Here is a 15,926-nt window from a genome sequence, read left to right as displayed (position 1 = left end):
GGTGCGAACCGGTTTTGAAAAAACGCCAACCGTTGAAAGCAAAGGCGTAGATCACGTTCGACTTTGCGACTTACCGGATGTGACGCTGGAACATTATTATCTCCGCCAAACCGAACGCGCTCCATTTAATTTAGGATGAATTAGCATTAAAATGTTCGGCACCTATAGCTGTCAAAGGTTTGGCTTTGTGTGCTCACATATATATTGCCTTTGACATATAATATTGTCTGGAACCTATCGTTAAAACATGCATTCTTTTGCTGTGATCGGTTTTGAATTCTCTGGACCGGCGATAAATTCCGACAATGCGATGTACCTATCGCAAGTCGGATTATCCTGTTTAACGACTGGAGTTTGATATGGGCATTTTCGACAAAATCAAGGGCGCTATCTGGGGGCAGGCACAAGCTGCGACACCGTCCACTGAGACGGCCGCTCCCAACCCGACAGTGACGGAAACGGCTGCACCCCAGCCCTCCGAAACAGCTGATGCGGCGGGTTCCGTTGATGTCAGTGCCGTTTTGGATGCTGCCGTCAAGAAAAGTGGCCAAAATCTAAACTGGAAGACGTCGATCGTGGACCTGATGAAGGCTCTAGGACTGGATAGCAGCCTGGAACACCGTAAGGAATTGGCCAACGAGCTGGGCTATACCGGCGACACCAGCGATTCGGCTACGATGAATATCTGGCTTCACAAGCAGGTGATACAGAAGCTTAAGGACAATGGCGGCGTGGTTCCCTCGAACCTGTAACCATCCGAGCTGACTTGAAGTCATTTCCCGGCATAATAGTTGTCTATTGTGCCGGGATATTTATTTTCCGGTTGGCATTTATTGCCCGTAAGGCGACCGCGAAATCCCGACAAAAATATTTCACCTTTTGTTGCGCTTTTTGAACCTGTTCACTTCCGTCATCCCGCGTTAACATTAAAAGCCGGTGGGTTGTGGCGGAACCGTGTTCATTTCAACGAGATTCCTGAAATAAGGCATTGCTGCATTCTTCTGCTTCGGCTAGAACCGCCATTGTTCAGGCTTTCAAGCCCTTTTGCTGCACCCGTAGCTCAGCTGGATAGAGTGCTGCCCTCCGAAGGCAGAGGTCACAGGTTCGAATCCTGTCGGGTGCGCCAAATTCCGCCGATTATCCTCTGCAGTACGCCATAGCCGCCAAAACTGCGGGCGCGTGAAGAGTCGGAAGCAGCCGAGCGAAAAATGCGTAGAAACGGCGGCGTTTCGCGGCACAAAAGTTCGAATCGCGCACGGTCGGAATGGCGGTTTTCGTCTGGCAGGGCGTACTCGATCTCCATCCTCCATGCTGCACTCGACGGACACGGCCACATCTTGTCCATCGTCAACTGCATGAAGGGTGGTTCGGTTCGAAGCGGGATTCAGTGTCCTTCGTTGAGGGAAATCCCTCATTTTGCTAGGCTGGGCTCTGCCCTAGCTTTTGTCATCACAGGACAAAACGCAATGAGGCGCTGCTATGTCTGACCAGAAAGCTTCCGATAAGAACCCGCAACCCGACCCCGCAGAGGAGAATGCGTTTTTTCCCTCACGCTACTCGCTCAGGCAGTTCACGTCGCCGAAATCCGACCTGAGCGGCGCGGACTATCCCAATCCCTACAAGGGCGGGAAGAAGGTGCTGATGATCGGCGCCGACGAGCGCTATCTGCTGACCGACAACGGAAGCTTCTTCTCGACCGGTAATCATCCCGTCGAGACGCTACTGCCGATGTATCACCTCGACAAGGCGGGCTTCTCCTTCGACGTGGCGACCGTGTCAGGTAACCCGGTCAAGTTCGAGTATTGGGCGATGCCATCCAAAGATGAAGAGGTGAAGGGCTTCTTCGCGAAGTATCATCCGCAGTTCAAGCAGCCGCTGAAGCTCTCCGACGTGGTAAAAGGCGGCCTCGATGACTATATCGCGATCTTCGTTCCCGGTGGACATGGCGCCCTGATCGGCCTGCCTGAAAGCAAGGACGTCGCGGCGGCGCTCGAATGGGCAGCGGCGAAGGACCGGTTCGTCATCTCGCTATGCCATGGCCCGGCGGCGTTCCTGGCGGTGGGCGGCAGCGATATCTATCGCGGTTACAAGATCTGCGCCTTTCCGGACACGCTCGATGCCAAGACCCCGGACATCGGCTACATGCCAGGTCATCTGACCTGGAAATTCGGCGAGAAACTGAAGGCACTGGGATTTGATATCATCAACAATGATATTTCCGGCGCCGTGCATCAGGACCGCAAGCTCTTGACCGGCGACAGCCCTTTGGCGGGAAACAATCTCGGTAAGCTTGCGGCGGGAGCGTTGCTCAAGGAGGTCGCCGACGGATGACGGAACCGGTCTCGGCACAACAGGCATTTCGAAGTGCCCTCGCGATCGAGGTCGCGGACAGCCTTGCCGCGATTAAAGATGAGGTTCGCGCCTTTGCCGGGCCGCTGGGGTATGACCGCTTCGTGCTGTTTTCGGCATCCGCCACGCAGGACGAGATAGTCGAGCGTATCTATTGGGTCGAGGGTGACTGGTTCGGTGGCGGCGAAAGCGTCGATGCCGAGACTTATGTCCGGCGCTGTCCGGTGACCCGCCATATCCTCGAAGCGCGCGAGCCGTTTTTCTGGACCAAGACCATGGCCAAGGAAGGCGAGCTGTACAATATCGTCCGCCATCCACGCGGACAGGGCATTCACGGGCTTCAAGTCCCGGTCTTCGGCCCGCTGGGACTGGAAGGAGCGATGAGCCTGGGCGGCCAACGGATCGATGCGTCGCACCAGGCACGACTGGTTCTGGCGCTGATAGCGGCGACGGCGTTTTTCTCCGCACACAAGCTGTTGGAAGCGGCGGTCGAAGCTGTTGGATCTCTGTCGGATCGCGAACGGGAAGTGCTGGCCTGGACCGCCGCGGGCCGACGACAGGTTGAGATTGCGGCAACGCTGGGCCTTTCCGAACGGACAGTGGAAAATCACCTGCGGCGAATTCGCAAACGTCTGGGCGTTACGACGACTGCGCAGGCGATCCGGGTAGCGATCCGCAACGGCGAGATCGCCGGTTGATGCGCTGAAGACAGGAAGAGTGCGATGGGAAAGACAATCCTCATAACTGGCGCGGCGTGGCCTTCGGTCTCGCCCGGCGCGGTCACAAGGTCATCGCAAGCTGCCAGATTTGGCCGCAGGTCTGGGAGCTGCGCAACGCGGCTAAGGCTGATGGCATCGAGATGCAGGTCATCAAGCTCGATGTCCTCAACGAGATAGACCGCGCCAATGCGTTTGCGCTGGAGATCGACGTATTGTTCAACAATGCTGGCATCATGGAATCCGGGCCGATGGTCGAAATTCCCATGGCCGTGTTCCGCTCTGTTTTCGAGACCAATGTGTTTTCGGCGCTGGAATTGGCGCAGGGCTTCGCTCGGGCCATGGTGAAACGCGACGCGGGCCGGATCGTGTGGACCTCGTCGTTCGCCGGCCTCGTCAAGGTGCTGTTCGACGGCGCTTACGCGGCTTCAAAGCATGCAGTCGAAGGCATCTGCTCAGCGATGCATGAAGAACTAGAGCACGTCCATTGAACGCGGAATCGGGTTGAGGATTCCCCTGGCTTCCGAATTCTGATTCTATCGCTTCGACTGGTGATTTGGTCGGAGGCAATATGACCCGAGCTTTCAGTGATGATTTGCGTAGCCGCGTTCTGGCTGCGTCACGCGATGGCATGTCGGCGAGATCGGCGGCAGCCAGATTTGGAATTGGCATTTCAACGGCCATCGCCTGGATTGCCAGCGCACGGGCGGCCCAGTTGACGCCTGCCAAGCAGGGCCGACGCGGTGGTTCACGCCTCGATGCTCACGAGGACTTCATCATCCGCATAATCGAAGAGGAAAAGGATATCACGCTCAACGAGATGGTTCTGCGATTGCGCGAGGACAGAGCCGTATCGATCGGCCGCAGCGCGCTTGACGTCTGGCTGCGAAAGCGCGGTTGGACTTTCAAAAAAAGACCGCGCATGCACTGGAGCAGGAGCGTCCTGACCTGCTGAAACGTCGTCAGGATTGGTTCGACGACCAACTCGATCTCGATCCGGCGCGGCTCGTCTTCATCGATGAAACCGGCCTGAGCACGAAGATGTCCCGGCTTCGTGGACGGGCCCCTTGCGGAGATAGATGCCGCTCACCGGTCCCGCACGGCCATTGGAAGACGACGACGTTTACCGGAGCCCTCAGGCTATCTGGAATGACCGCACCCATGGTTTTGGACGGCGCGATGAACGGGGTAGCATTCCAGGCCTATGTCCAGCAGGTTCTCATTCCAACCTTGGTGCCGGGCGACATCGTCATCATGGATAATCTGCCTGCACACAAAGCGGAAGGAGTACGTCACGCAATCGAAGACGCCGGATGCCGGTTGCTTTACCTTCCTCCATACAGTCCCGACTTCAACCCAATCGAGAAGGCATTCGCGAAGCTCAAGGCCGTCTTGCGCGCAAAAGCCGAGCGAACGGTCGACGGCTTATGGAATACCGTTGGCCAAATCGTTACGCTGTTCGAACCACAAGAATGCGCCAACTACTTCAAATCGTGCGGATATGACCCCCAGTAAAGCGGACACGCTCTAAAACCCTATGGCGTCGAGGTCGTGACGGTGAACCCCGGTGCATTCCGCACCGGCTTCCACGACACCGGCATGGAGAGCATGGACCAGTGGGGGGGCCAGGGCGAGCGTGTCGTCGCGCACTGGCCGGTGCGCGAACTCAACCGCCAGCACGATCCAGCCGAAATGATTGAAGCGATGATCGGCGTCATCGAGACCGACAAGCCGCCCTATCGAACTGTGTACCCCGCCAGCGCCGAGGAGATGGTTCGCAAGGAGCAGGCTGATATCTGGAAACGGCAGGCGTCGGAGATTTGACATGAAGCTTCTGCTGATCGGCGCAACTCTCACCCAGGCCCTCGCAAATCCACGGATCGAAACCGTGGTCGCACCAGCGCGTCGTCCCCTGGCGGTCACGCATCGCAAGCTCACCGCACCGGTCGTCCGTTTCGACGATCTGCCGAAAGATGCCGACTGGTGGCAAGCCGAAGCAGCGATCTGTACTCTCGGGACGACGATCGGTAAGGCGGGTTCGCGTGAAGCGTTTCGCCAAGTCGATCACGACTATCCCTTTGCCGTCGTCTCCGCCAAGGGCGCCAACCGCAATTCGCCGTTCTTCTATTCGCGGGTAAAGGGTGAGGTGGAAGCTGATCTGGCTGCGCTGGCCTTCCCGTCGCTGACGCTCGTGCGATCGGGCTGAACGGCGTGCCGGCGAGCATGTGGCGACGCTTACACTAAAATTTCTCAGCCCCATCCTGCCCAAAGCTTGGCGGATCAATCCTGCTGCCAAGATCGCGGAAGTTTTGCTCGACGCCGCGCTTGGTCATCAGACGGGAACGAGAATCATCGATTCGACGGAGATGGCCTGATCCTCAGGAACGCCCTGGTTCTTCGGAAATATAAACGTGCGGTACGGCCAATCGATTAACCGTTACGCTCACCTGAAAGCGGAAGTCAGCGTGCGAGAAAACAAATGACCAGATCGGCGCCGTTTCCCGCCAGTCTACCTTCGGGTGCACCTTGATCCGAAATGTGCTGCTGGCCAAGGCTGACCATCATTGCTCGGCGGTTTGGCTGAGCTGTGAAAGGTATGCAACAAACATATCGGCCATGGCCTCGGCGAAAGCGCCGATCTCGTCGCTCGTGCGCGTGGTTTCCGAGTAAGATTTTCCAACGCTGCGTATAGTCAACTCGATCAGGCTAATGGCGAGCGCGCGCTGCTCCGCGCTGGCATCGGGCAATACTTCGCACATGAATCGCCGCATGAGTGTCGCGCCTGCCTTCAAGGCTTCGTGGGTCTCGGGAGCGTTGCGATAGAGGGGAGCTGCGTCATCGAGTGCCGTCCGGACATCCGCCTCCTCACATTCGGAGCGAATGAATTCGTGAACGACCGCTCGGAGCCGGTCGAGCGGCGGCGACGTCCGGGGCTCCAGAATTCCCCGCAACATTTCGGTTGTGCGCTCCCACTCGTTACTCTGAAGTCGGAACAGAATGGCCGCTTTGTTGGGGAAGTACTGGTAGATTGAACCGACGCTGACACCAGCGCGCTCGGCGACGCGGGCCATGGTGAAACGCTGCGCCCCCTCGGAAGCCAAAACCTGAATAGCGGCATCCAGCACCGCCTCGACAAGCTCGATCGAGCGGGTCTGTTGAGGTTGTTTTCGCGAGGAAATCTGGGCTTGGTGGCGTTCAGCCATGAAGGCTCCCTAATGCGATTAGCGAACATGAATATTTCGTCGTATTTTGAGCACCAATTACGAAATCGTCAAGTAACACCGGAATTGCCAAATGAATAATCTCGACGCTGAAACGACCCCGCCGGCGCAGCCAGCCGCAACGTCCGGACCGATTACGCGCGCGCTGCTCCGATGGATGATGCGGCCGGCGCGGATCGCCGCCGTTGAAACACTTTCGCCGCGCTTCAGGTTTGTCGACCTTGAGGGCAACAATCTGAAAAACGTGACCTGGCAGCCGGGGCAAAAGGTTCAGGTTGGAGTTGGCGCGGGATTTTCGACTAGAACTTACACCCCAGTGTCCTGGGATGCCGATCTCGGACAAACGCGGCTTCTGGCTTTCCTGCACGGCGACGGCCCGGGCAGCCAGTGGGCGGGCAGCCTGCGTAAAGGTGACACTTGCCAATTCTTCGGTCCGCGCCGGTCACTCGACATGTCGCGCGGTGACGAGCCAGTCGTGCTGTTCGGCGACGAAACCTCCTTTGCCTTGGCGATGGCGATGGAGGGCAAATCCCCGGTCGCGGAACTGATATTCGAAGTTTCAGACGCCGAGGAATCGCGGGGCGTTCTGACAGCAATCGGCCTTGGCCGGGCAACCGTGGTCGAGCGTCGTGACGGCGATGCGCATCTTGCGGCGATCGGCGCTGATCTCTCGCGCCATGTCGCCAGCGGCGCGCGCTTCGTCCTCACAGGTCGGGCGCAGTCCATACAGAACGTGAGCCAGGCGCTGAAGAAGAGCGGCATGGCTTCATCGAGCGTGAAGTCGAAGGCCTATTGGTCACCCGGAAAAACAGGACTTGATTGAGGAAAGTACCGTCATGAACGAGCGTAAGAAAATCCTGATATCCGGCGCGAGCGTCTCGGGTCCCACACTGGCTTTCTGGCTGAACAAATCTGGGCACAGTGTGACGGTCATCGAACGATCGAAGACATTCCGGACAGGCGGACAGAATGTTGACATTGAGGGTCCCGCACAGGAAGTCATCAAGCTGATGGGCCTCGAAGAAAAGATCAACGAGAAAAACACGCGCGAAAAGGGCGTGGAATTCATGGGTGACGGCGACAAAACAGTAGCGCGGCTGCCGAAGGGCGCCGTCGGTTCTTTGACAACGACCTATGAGATTCTACGCGGCGACCTTGCGCACATTCTCTACGACGAGACCAGGGATGATTGCGACTATCGCCTGGGAACGTTCATCAGGGCGCTGAACCAACATGACGATGGCGTTTGCGTGACGTTCAATGATGGATCGACCGAGAAGTTTGATCTCGTTGTCAGCGCCGAAGGCGTGGGATCCTCTACCCGGCAGCTCGTCATGGAGGACGATATCGGCTTTCGATACCTGGGCGTTTACGCAGGCTACTTCAGAATCCCGAGAAGCCCCGAGGATAAGGATTGGGCGCAAATTCATCACGGCAAGGGCGGCTCCTTTATGCTGCTGCGTCCCGTTCATGATAATGATACGACCGTTCTCGTGACCTTCCTCCGTAAGAAGTTCGATGCGCGCGATACTGATGGTGTTGCACAAAGGAAGATGCTGAGCGATGCCCTGCGGGGCGCCGGTGGCGCAGCCGCTCGTATCCTTGCGAACCTTGATCATGATCCCGACTTTCACCTCGGCCCGATGAGTCAGGTGATCGCACCAACCTGGTCGAAGGGGCGCTTCGTGCTGACTGGCGACGCTGCCTGGTGCCCCTCCGCCTATACGGGGCAAGGAACACCGCTTGCGCTCATCGGGGCGTATGTTCTAGCCGGCGAACTCAGGAAGCAGCCGACGTACACTGCAGCCTTTGAGAATTATGAAAAGATAATGCGGTCGTTTGTTGCGGGTGGCCGCACGGTGCGTCCCGAGATTATCCGCCTTTTCCATCCCAGGTCACGCCTCGGCATCGGAGTCTTGCGGACGGTTGAGAAGACGCTGTCGAGCGCTTTTGCGCAGTCTATCTTCCGGCGCTTTGGCGGCGGCGATGACAAACCATCGGACAGAAGTCCTTTTCTTCCAAGGTGCGAGGAAAAGCCCTGACCGCTCAAGCTGTCGGATCGGTACCCGACCCTGAAGGGGCCAAAAGATCCTATGAGTCTGCAATTGCGCCGTCCAGTGCAGCTTGCGTTCCATCAATTTTGGTTGAGCGCTTTGCAGGGGCACTCCCCGATACAGGCCGGGACGTCATGGTTAGCCTTGACGTTCGAACTCTATGAATTTGTTGATGTCCTGTAATCAAACGGCAGGCAGCGGTTCTACCCGCAAGGCTGACAGGCGTTGTGGACTGCCCAGGTTCCAGATCGAAAGTAGCGCCGGTCACGGAGCAATCGTCCCCCGTGTCCGGCGCTGCGGACTATCCCACAAATCGAAAGATACCACCGTCTACGCGGAGAGCGCCGCCGCTGGTGGCGGATGCCTGCTCGGAGCAGGCGTAGACGATCATGTTGGCAACTTCATCGGTGCTGGAAAAGCGTTTAATCAGGGTCGTCGGGCGGAGCGCTTGGAGGAAACCCTGTTCGGCCTCCTCCTGCGTGATGCCATTAACCTCGGCTTGCTCTGCCATGAAGTTCCCAAGGATCTCTGATCGGGTCGGCCCCGGCAGCACGGCGTTGACGGTGACGCCAGTGCCGGCGACGGCCTCTGCAAGCCCCCTGGAGACCGCGAGTTGCGCAATTTTTGTCATGCCGTAGTCCAGCATTTCCTTGGGAAGGTTGAGCGCGGATTCGCTGCTGACGAAGACCACTCGACCCCAACCCTTGTCTACCATGCGCGGCAGGTAATGGCGCGAGAGGCGCACGCCACTCATGACGTTGAGCTGGAACAGGCCGAGCCAGTCATCGTCCGGAATCGCGGCGATATCGCCGATGCCCTTATAATCCCTGATCAACGCCGTGCCGACATTGTTGACCAGGATGTCAGCGTCCGGCGCCTGCGCGATGAAGGCGCTCGCGCCATCAGCAGTCGAAAGATCCGCCACAATCCCGGAAATGTCGTTGTCTGGAAACTGCACGCGCATCTGCCGCACAGCGTTGTCAACCCGTGCGTGGCTCCGGCCGTTGACGATCACCGAGACGCCGGCTCGTGCCAGCCCCTCTGCCGTCGCCCAGCCGATGCCAGAGGAAGACCCCGTTACAATGGCCCTACGGCCTTTCAAGTCGATAATCATGTGGTTGCCTTTCTGGTCATGCACCGGACGGATCCTTTGGGGTATCCGGCGCGCGTTTCACAAGGTGATGCCCGCTGCCTCGAGCGCGCTGTCGATCCGATGATCGACCTCGCGCTTCGTCTCGGCCCACGCCGGAACTGTCTCCAGGATGCGCTGGTGCCAGGCAACGAGATTGGGGAACTCGTCGACGGGTGCTTTCGTACGATGGGTCTGCGAGAAGGGAGCGGCGATGTCGATGTCCGCGAGCGTCAGATGATCGCCCACTATGAAGCGCCGGTCAGCGAGATGCGCATCCAGCACGGCGGCTGCCGCGCGGATCTTGGCTGCCGCCAGATCTACGATCGCCTTGTCCTCCGGTTGCCCCAGGATGCGCTTGCCGATGCGCTCATCGAACGTGAGCACGAAGAAGACCCGCCATTGCTCACCCGACCAGAACATCCATTGCAGCACTTCGCGCCGTTCTTCGGGCGTTACGCCGAGCAGCTCGCTGCCGACCTTTTCCGCGAGGTAGATGTTGATCGCTGAGGATTCGTAGAGAGTAACATCACCATCCACCATCACCGGCGTCAGGCCGTGTGGGTTCAGGTTCTTCAGGAACTCTGGCGCGTGGCTCTCGCCCTTGAAGAGATCGACCTGTATGCGCTCGATAGGAATGCCCATGATCGCAGCAGCGGAGGTGACACGGCGCAGACTTCCCGAACCCGGGTCGCCATAGATTTTGTTCGACATAATTTATCCCTTTCTTGATGTTTTGGAGGTGATGAAAAGATTCAATCCGGAGTGCTGACACGAAGGCGAACGAGGACCGGCAGCAGCTCGGACGGATCGTCGTTGACCTTCTCCAGGTCGGCGCCAAACTGCCGATAGACTTCGATCAGGTCAGCGGGGAGCGAGAAGCGCAGCCCAAACTTGTCCGCAACGGCGGCGCCCGGATCGCTCAGAATCGGAAAGTCCAGCTTGTTGTCACGCTGCGACTTGCGGCTGTTTGCCTGCGTCTGGGGAGAAATAGCAACGAGACGTGCCCCGCGCTTCGATCGTCGGTCGTGTTTCTTCCAGCGCCTGTAGATCGTAGTTGCAGTAAGGGCACCAGACGCCCCTATAGAATGTCACGACCAGCGGCCCCTACGACAGCAGCTCACGCGAACTTACGGCGTTGCCGCCCGCCTTTCGCAGCGCAAATTCCGGCGCTGTATCGCCCGCCTCCAGAGCCCTGTCAGCTTGCCGACTGTCGAGCAGTGACCGGGTTGCGCGCTGCATAGTATCGAGCTGGGCCTGCGTGGGCACCAGCGCAAAACGTCCATTCTCGAAGTCGTCGCGCAGAGCGTCAAGTTTGTCCTGAAGCTTCATCTCCAATCTCCATGCCTGCGGCAAAGCTGCTGTGAGCAGAAAATTGGGTCATTCGAGAAATCAGGTGTATTGCTTCAACTCAAAGAGCATATATCCGGATTTCGAATGAGTGATCGCTGGCAGGAGATGATGGTTTTCGTCCGCGTGGCGGAGAGTGGAAGCCTTTCACGAGCGGGACGCGAGCTGAGGCTTTCACAGCAATCGGTGACGCGGATCATCGGCGCTCTTGAAGAGCGGCTGGGCACGAAGCTTCTGCTGCCCACTACGCGCAGCCTCTCGCTCACCGATGCGGGTGCCCTCTATCTGGAGCGCGCAAAACACGTGCTCGCGGAATTGGAAGAGGCCGAGCAAGCGACCCGCGGCTTGGATTCCCTCCACGGCGTGCTGCGTCTCGCCATACCGCTAATGTATGGCACTCGCGCGATCATTCCGGCGCTGACACCTTTCCTCTCGCGACATCCCGACCTGAAGGTCGAGTTGGTCATGACTGACGCGCGAAAGAACCTCATCACTGACGGTGTCGATCTGGCCATCCGCATCAATGTCGGGCAACTGGACGACTCTTCTTTCGGCGCGCAAGCTCGCCACTGTAGAACGGCTGGTGCTTGCAGCACCTTCTTATCTATCAGCTCGCGGCGTGCCCAATACGCCAGCCGACCTCGCCCAGCATGACTGCATCGTTCAACATGACTCTTTGGGTAGCGAAAGCTGGCGTTTCGGACGCAACAAGACAGTGACCTCAGTCGACGTCACTGCAAGGCTTTGGATCAACTCTGCCGCGGGCGTTCTGGCGGCCACAGTAGCGGGTCAAGGCATCTCACTTGGTACTCGTGTAATGGCCGGCGATGAACTGCGCACCGGCCAACTTACACAATTACTCGAAGCATATAAGCTCGAACCGGCTGAAGTTTACGCAGTCTTCCCGGCCGGTCAGAGGCCTTCAGCAAAAGTGCGAGCCATCGTCGATCATCTCGCCGTTGCTGTAGAAGACCTCGGTTGAATAGGGTCGAGCCGTAGCAATGCTGATCCAATAGAGCGCCAGCGCACAAAACCCCGGCGCCAAGCCTCCATGCAAGTCGCAGCGGCTGCAAACGAAGGTCATGTCGCCGAAGCCACGCGGTTGATGCTTTCCCTGATCTTCACGCGCTTGATCGACCGATTGGTAATGCATAACCAAAGCGTCGCGCTTCGAACCCTGTTGGCCCCTGCGGGCTATATAAGCCGGTCGGATATAGGAGCATTCTGAACTACCTGACCGGATATCGCTAAATATGCAGCTATTCACGCTTCACCGAAACCGGGCCAATAGTAGGCATTGCCGGTCGGCCGCGCACCGAAGATGGCCTGGCCAACCCGCACGACGTTCGCGCCCTTCTCGATGGCGATCTCGAAATGCCCCGACATGCCCATGGATAGCTGCGTCAGGCCGGCATGAGTTGCCACGGCGCGATCCCGCAGATCGCGCAGCAGGCGAAAGCAGGCGCGCACCCGCTCGTGATCGGAGCTGAAGATCGCCAGCGTCATCAGACCACACGGCTTGAGCCGGGGATATTCGGACAGGCGCGCGGCAAAAGGCATAAGATCGTCGGGATGCAGACCATATTTGCTTTCCTCGCCGGACGTGTTCACCTGCACGAACACGTTGAGATCGCGATTGAGGGCATCGAGCCGGTGATTCAGTTCCTCTGCCAGCCGGAAGCTGTCGAGTGCATTAAACTCCGTTGCCAGCCGGACCAGATATTTCACCTTGTTGGTCTGGAGGTGGCCGATGATGCTCCAGCGGATCGGCAAATCGCTCAAGCTTGCCTGCTTGTCGCGAGCCTCCTGGAGCTTGTTTTCCCCGAAATCAGAAATTCCGGCAGTATGGGCGAGCCGCAAGACGTGAGCCGGGACCGTCTTGGTGACGGGAAGAAGGCGCACGTCGTCAGCGGGCCGCCCGCAGCGGTGGCAGGCAGCCGCGATACGCGCCTGCACGGCTTTCAGGTTCGCCGCGAATGTCGTGGCGGGATCGTTGCCGAAGCGAGCGATGTCCTCTGGCGAAAGGTCGATCTTAGATTGTGTGTTCATGCCAATCTCGCCCCCGATCAATAGGGCAACGGGAAACGCGCGACGAGTTGGCGCACTTGGCCATTGATCTCCGGCCGGCGGGCATCGAGCGTTCCGCTACGGACAGCTTCAAGAGTGTCGAGCATGAATGCGGCAATCTGGCGATATTCCTCGACACCAAAGCCACGCGATGTCCCGGCGGCGCTGCCGACACGGATGCCTGATGTGACCATCGGCTTTTCCGGGTCGTTGGGAATGGCGTTCTTGTTGAGTGTGATGCCGACAGATTCCAATGCCTTCTCGGCGATATTGCCTGTTACGCCGATGGGACGAAGATCGACCACGGCCAGATGGCAATCCGTTCCGCCGGAGGTGATCTTCAACCCGCCATCAGCAAGAGCCTGCGCCAGCGCCTGACAGTTCTCGACCACCGCCCGCGCATAGGTCTGGAATGAGGGTTCCAGCGCCTCGCCGAACGCCACGGCTTTCGCGGCGATGACGTGCATGAGCGGACCACCTTGCAGACCGGGAAAGACCGCCGGATTGATCTTCTTCGCGATCTCCGCGTCATTGGTCAGGACGAACCCGCCGCGTGGTCCGCGCAAGGTCTTGTGCGTGGTCGAGGTGACGACATCGGCAAAGGGAACGGGCGACGGATAGACGCCGCCAGCTACGAGGCCGGCGAAGTGCGCCATATCGACCAGCAGGATCGCGCCGACGTCATTGGCGATCTGGCGGAAGCGCGCAAAGTCCATGACGCGCGGATAGGCCGAGCCGCCGGCAATCATCAGCCTGGGGCGATGCTGACGGGCAAGTGCGGCAACCTGATCCATGTCGATGAGATGGGTTTCGGGGTCCACGCCATAGCTGACGACGTGGAACCAGCGGCCCGACATGTTTACCGCAGCTCCATGGGTAAGATGCCCACCCGCCTTGAGGTCGAGTCCGAGGATCGTATCGCCGGGGTTGAGCAGCGCGAGGAAAACCGACTGGTTGGCCTGACTGCCCGAATGCTGCTGCACATTGGCGTAGGTGCTGCCGAACAGCCTGTTCAGCCGCTCAATCGCCAAATCCTCGACGACATCGACATTGGCGCAACCACCATAATAGCGGCGATGCGGATAGCCTTCGGCATATTTGTTGGTGAGCACCGACCCTTGCGCATCAAGCACGGCCTGGCTCACGAAATTCTCCGAGGCGATCAGTTCGATGGATTCGCGCTGCCGGATCGTTTCGCTGACGATTGCGGTGGCAACGGCGTTATCGGCGACGGACAACCCGGCTGCGCTCACACCTGCTTTTTTGACATTATGGACGGCGTGCGGCGCGGCCGATGTTTGCATTGCTGATCTCCTTCATGGTGCTGATAACTGGTTCGCCGCCGGGTTGGCTCGCGCGGCGGTGTTTCACCAGCACGTCTCATGAGTGTGGTCTGCTGTTCCCCTCCACTTGCTGCGAGTCGATCAGACCATTCGATTTAAGATGGAAACGGCCGATCTATGGTTTCGATATCGCCCGGAGCGCATTTGCGAGCTTCTTGACCGCAACCTCGATCTCGGCCGGCGTATAGGCGGCAAAGCCCATCAGGAAACCGGCCCTGGCTTCGCCTGATGCGTGCAGCGCCGACAGTCCGAGAAGTTCGATCCCGACACGTCGCGCCGCGTCGATGGCGGTGCGCTCGGATAGATCGCCTGTCAGCAAGCAGGGCATTTGCAGCCCGCCGATGGGAGCGCGCGGTTCGACGAAATCCGAGAGGTGCTTGTTGACCAGCCCGACGAGCACTTCGAGCCGTTCGGCATAGATGCCGCGCATGGTGCGGACATGCGCGCCGAAATGCCCGCCTTCCATAAAGCGGGCCAGTGTCAGTTGCGCCATGGGCGCCGTGTGACCGTCCAGCAGCGTGCGCGCCACGGTCATCGGCTTCACCAGTTGCGGTGGCAATACGACATAGCCAATCCGCAAGCCCGGAAAGAGCGACTTGGTGAAGGTGCCAATATAGATGGTGCGATCATGCGGATCGAGGCCCTGCACGCAAGCTGTCGGCTTGCCCGCATAGTGAAACTCGCTGTCGTAATCGTCCTCGACAATCCAGGCCTGATGCCGGGCGGCCCATTCGATCAGGGCGAGCCGGCGATCCAGCGCCAGCGTCGCGCCGGTCGGGAATTGATGCGAAGGCGTGAGGAAGACGGCCTTCGCCTTTCGTGGTTCGGCCTTGATCTGCTCGACCACGATGCCCTGTCGGTCAACGCGGATCGGCAAACACTCCAATCCTGCCGCATCGAAGGCTTTGCGCGCGCCGTAATAGGCCGGGTCTTCGATAAAGATCCGATCACCGGGATCGAGCAGCATATTGGCGCAGAGCGACATGGCTTGCTGCGAACTGGTCAGCACTAATACGCGGTCGGCGGTGGCGCGCGCACCGCGCTCAAGGTTCACATAGTCGGCAATGGCGCGGCGCAGCGGCTCGGTTCCCTGCGGATCGCCGTGATGGAGGGCCTGCGCGCCGACCTCCTTGCGCACCTGCCGTTCCAGCCTCTCCCAGAGCGGAAGCGGAAATGTCCGGGTTTCCGGCACGCCATGCGCAAAGGGGCGCGGGGTCAGCATCTCGCGCACCCCGCCGCTGCGGAACATGCCGTTGCCGCGCTTGCTGAGGTTCGGAGCCTGGTTACGCGCGAGCGCGTCACGCTGGGAAAGACGGCGGCCGGGCGTGAACTCTGTGATCTGCGCGACGAAACTGCCGCTGCCGACACGGCGGTCGATGAACCCCTCGGCATGAAGCTGCGCGTAAGCGGCTTCAATCGTGTCGCGTGACACCCCCAACGAATTTGCGAGCGCACGCGACGCCGGGAGCGGTTTGCCCGGCCCAAGTGCGCCATCGACGATCAGTTGCCGGATCGCCCGCTGAATCCGCGCATGAAGCGGCATCGCCGCATGGGCGGGATGGGCAAGCCATGCCTTCACGGATTCGAGTTGGGAGTGCTTGAACAAATGGTCTGAATCTCTCTGAAAAATTGGATGGTTAAATCAGGCCATTGGTCAGCTAGTTGTCAAGACAATTCATCGCCTTCGCGGTCCCAAA

General features: G+C 59.0%; 20 protein-coding genes and 1 tRNA gene. 13 read left to right on the top strand and 8 right to left on the bottom strand.

Annotated features, from left to right (window positions below):
• Positions 1-359: 359 nt before the first annotated feature.
• From AAIB41_RS03330 to AAIB41_RS03290, 9 genes are all read left to right on the top strand, one after another.
• Entirely contained in the window at positions 360-752 is a 393-nt protein-coding gene (locus AAIB41_RS03330; protein ID WP_343314187.1) for a DUF3597 domain-containing protein, read from the top strand.
• Positions 753-1,049: 297 nt separating this feature from the next.
• A tRNA-Arg gene (locus AAIB41_RS03325) sits at positions 1,050-1,126 on the top strand.
• Between the two features lie 353 nt (positions 1,127-1,479).
• Positions 1,480-2,331, top strand: coding sequence for a glyoxalase III HchA (gene hchA / locus AAIB41_RS03320; protein WP_343314186.1), 852 nt, complete (start codon positions 1,480-1,482; stop codon positions 2,329-2,331).
• Positions 2,328-3,047, top strand: a complete 720-nt coding sequence (locus AAIB41_RS03315; protein ID WP_343314185.1) for a PA1136 family autoinducer-binding transcriptional regulator — start codon at positions 2,328-2,330, stop codon at positions 3,045-3,047. The genes hchA and AAIB41_RS03315 overlap by 4 nt, the downstream gene beginning before the upstream one ends.
• A gap of 56 nt (positions 3,048-3,103) precedes the next feature.
• Positions 3,104-3,556 carry an SDR family NAD(P)-dependent oxidoreductase gene (locus AAIB41_RS03310; protein WP_343314184.1) on the top strand — a complete coding sequence of 151 codons (453 nt, stop codon included), beginning with the start codon at positions 3,104-3,106 and terminating at the stop codon, positions 3,554-3,556.
• 80 nt (positions 3,557-3,636) lie between these two features.
• A protein-coding gene (locus tag AAIB41_RS03305) for an IS630 family transposase (RefSeq protein ID WP_343313482.1) occupies positions 3,637-4,580 on the top strand; the annotation gives its coding sequence in 2 pieces (ribosomal slippage) (positions 3,637-3,961 and positions 3,961-4,580; 945 coding nt in all).
• 36 nt (positions 4,581-4,616) lie between these two features.
• Positions 4,617-4,889 (top strand): hypothetical protein, encoded by a 273-nt coding sequence (locus tag AAIB41_RS03300; RefSeq protein WP_343314183.1) that lies wholly within the window; start codon positions 4,617-4,619, stop codon positions 4,887-4,889.
• A 1-nt stretch (position 4,890) separates the two neighbouring features.
• The gene (locus tag AAIB41_RS03295) at positions 4,891-5,271 is read left to right on the top strand and encodes a hypothetical protein (protein WP_343314182.1); all 381 of its coding nucleotides are present in this window, start codon (positions 4,891-4,893) and stop codon (positions 5,269-5,271) included.
• Between the two features lie 19 nt (positions 5,272-5,290).
• Positions 5,291-5,440: a hypothetical protein gene (locus AAIB41_RS03290; protein ID WP_343314181.1), complete on the top strand. Its 150-nt coding sequence runs from the start codon at positions 5,291-5,293 to the stop codon at positions 5,438-5,440.
• Between the two features lie 186 nt (positions 5,441-5,626).
• Here the strand turns inward: AAIB41_RS03290 and AAIB41_RS03285 are convergent, their stop codons facing one another.
• Entirely contained in the window at positions 5,627-6,268 is a 642-nt protein-coding gene (locus tag AAIB41_RS03285; RefSeq protein WP_343314180.1) for a TetR family transcriptional regulator, read from the bottom strand.
• Between the two features lie 91 nt (positions 6,269-6,359).
• Between AAIB41_RS03285 and AAIB41_RS03280 the strand changes: the two genes are divergently transcribed.
• Together AAIB41_RS03280 and AAIB41_RS03275 are read left to right on the top strand one after the other, a co-directional pair.
• Positions 6,360-7,109 carry a siderophore-interacting protein gene (locus AAIB41_RS03280; RefSeq protein WP_343314179.1) on the top strand — a complete coding sequence of 250 codons (750 nt, stop codon included), beginning with the start codon at positions 6,360-6,362 and terminating at the stop codon, positions 7,107-7,109.
• Positions 7,110-7,122: 13 nt separating this feature from the next.
• Positions 7,123-8,328: an FAD-dependent monooxygenase gene (locus AAIB41_RS03275; RefSeq protein WP_343314178.1), complete on the top strand. Its 1,206-nt coding sequence runs from the start codon at positions 7,123-7,125 to the stop codon at positions 8,326-8,328.
• A gap of 313 nt (positions 8,329-8,641) precedes the next feature.
• Here AAIB41_RS03275 and AAIB41_RS03270 read toward each other — a convergent pair whose 3' ends face one another.
• The 4 genes from AAIB41_RS03270 to AAIB41_RS03255 form a co-directional block, all read right to left on the bottom strand.
• Complete coding sequence (locus AAIB41_RS03270; RefSeq protein WP_343314796.1) at positions 8,642-9,454, bottom strand: SDR family oxidoreductase; 813 nt, start codon at positions 9,452-9,454, stop codon at positions 8,642-8,644.
• 57 nt (positions 9,455-9,511) lie between these two features.
• The gene (locus tag AAIB41_RS03265; protein WP_343314177.1) at positions 9,512-10,183 is read right to left on the bottom strand and encodes a glutathione S-transferase family protein; all 672 of its coding nucleotides are present in this window, start codon (positions 10,181-10,183) and stop codon (positions 9,512-9,514) included.
• Positions 10,184-10,224: 41 nt separating this feature from the next.
• Positions 10,225-10,461, bottom strand: a complete 237-nt coding sequence (locus AAIB41_RS03260; RefSeq protein WP_343314795.1) for a hypothetical protein — start codon at positions 10,459-10,461, stop codon at positions 10,225-10,227.
• A 115-nt stretch (positions 10,462-10,576) separates the two neighbouring features.
• Positions 10,577-10,801 (bottom strand): hypothetical protein, encoded by a 225-nt coding sequence (locus tag AAIB41_RS03255; protein WP_343314176.1) that lies wholly within the window; start codon positions 10,799-10,801, stop codon positions 10,577-10,579.
• A gap of 105 nt (positions 10,802-10,906) precedes the next feature.
• Here AAIB41_RS03255 and AAIB41_RS03250 point away from each other — a divergent pair, with 105 nt between their 5' ends.
• Positions 10,907-11,473: a LysR family transcriptional regulator gene (locus tag AAIB41_RS03250; protein WP_343314175.1), complete on the top strand. Its 567-nt coding sequence runs from the start codon at positions 10,907-10,909 to the stop codon at positions 11,471-11,473.
• Complete coding sequence (locus AAIB41_RS03245) at positions 11,403-11,801, top strand: substrate binding domain-containing protein (protein WP_343314174.1); 399 nt, start codon at positions 11,403-11,405, stop codon at positions 11,799-11,801. Before AAIB41_RS03250 ends, AAIB41_RS03245 begins: the two co-directional genes overlap by 71 nt.
• A 281-nt stretch (positions 11,802-12,082) precedes the next feature.
• Here the strand turns inward: AAIB41_RS03245 and AAIB41_RS03240 are convergent, their stop codons facing one another.
• The 3 genes from AAIB41_RS03240 to AAIB41_RS03230 form a co-directional block, all read right to left on the bottom strand.
• Entirely contained in the window at positions 12,083-12,868 is a 786-nt protein-coding gene (locus tag AAIB41_RS03240; RefSeq protein ID WP_343314173.1) for a YggS family pyridoxal phosphate-dependent enzyme, read from the bottom strand.
• A gap of 17 nt (positions 12,869-12,885) precedes the next feature.
• Entirely contained in the window at positions 12,886-14,190 is a 1,305-nt protein-coding gene (gene glyA, locus AAIB41_RS03235) for a serine hydroxymethyltransferase (RefSeq protein WP_343314172.1), read from the bottom strand.
• Positions 14,191-14,344: 154 nt separating this feature from the next.
• Positions 14,345-15,835, bottom strand: a complete 1,491-nt coding sequence (locus AAIB41_RS03230) for a PLP-dependent aminotransferase family protein (protein WP_343314171.1) — start codon at positions 15,833-15,835, stop codon at positions 14,345-14,347.
• Positions 15,836-15,926 lie beyond the last annotated feature (91 nt).

The organism is Brucella sp. BE17 (assembly GCF_039545455.1).
Taxonomy (GTDB): Bacteria; Pseudomonadota; Alphaproteobacteria; order Rhizobiales; family Rhizobiaceae; genus Brucella.
Note: the sequence above shows the minus strand (reverse complement) of the source record. Positions and strands in the feature narration are given on the sequence as shown.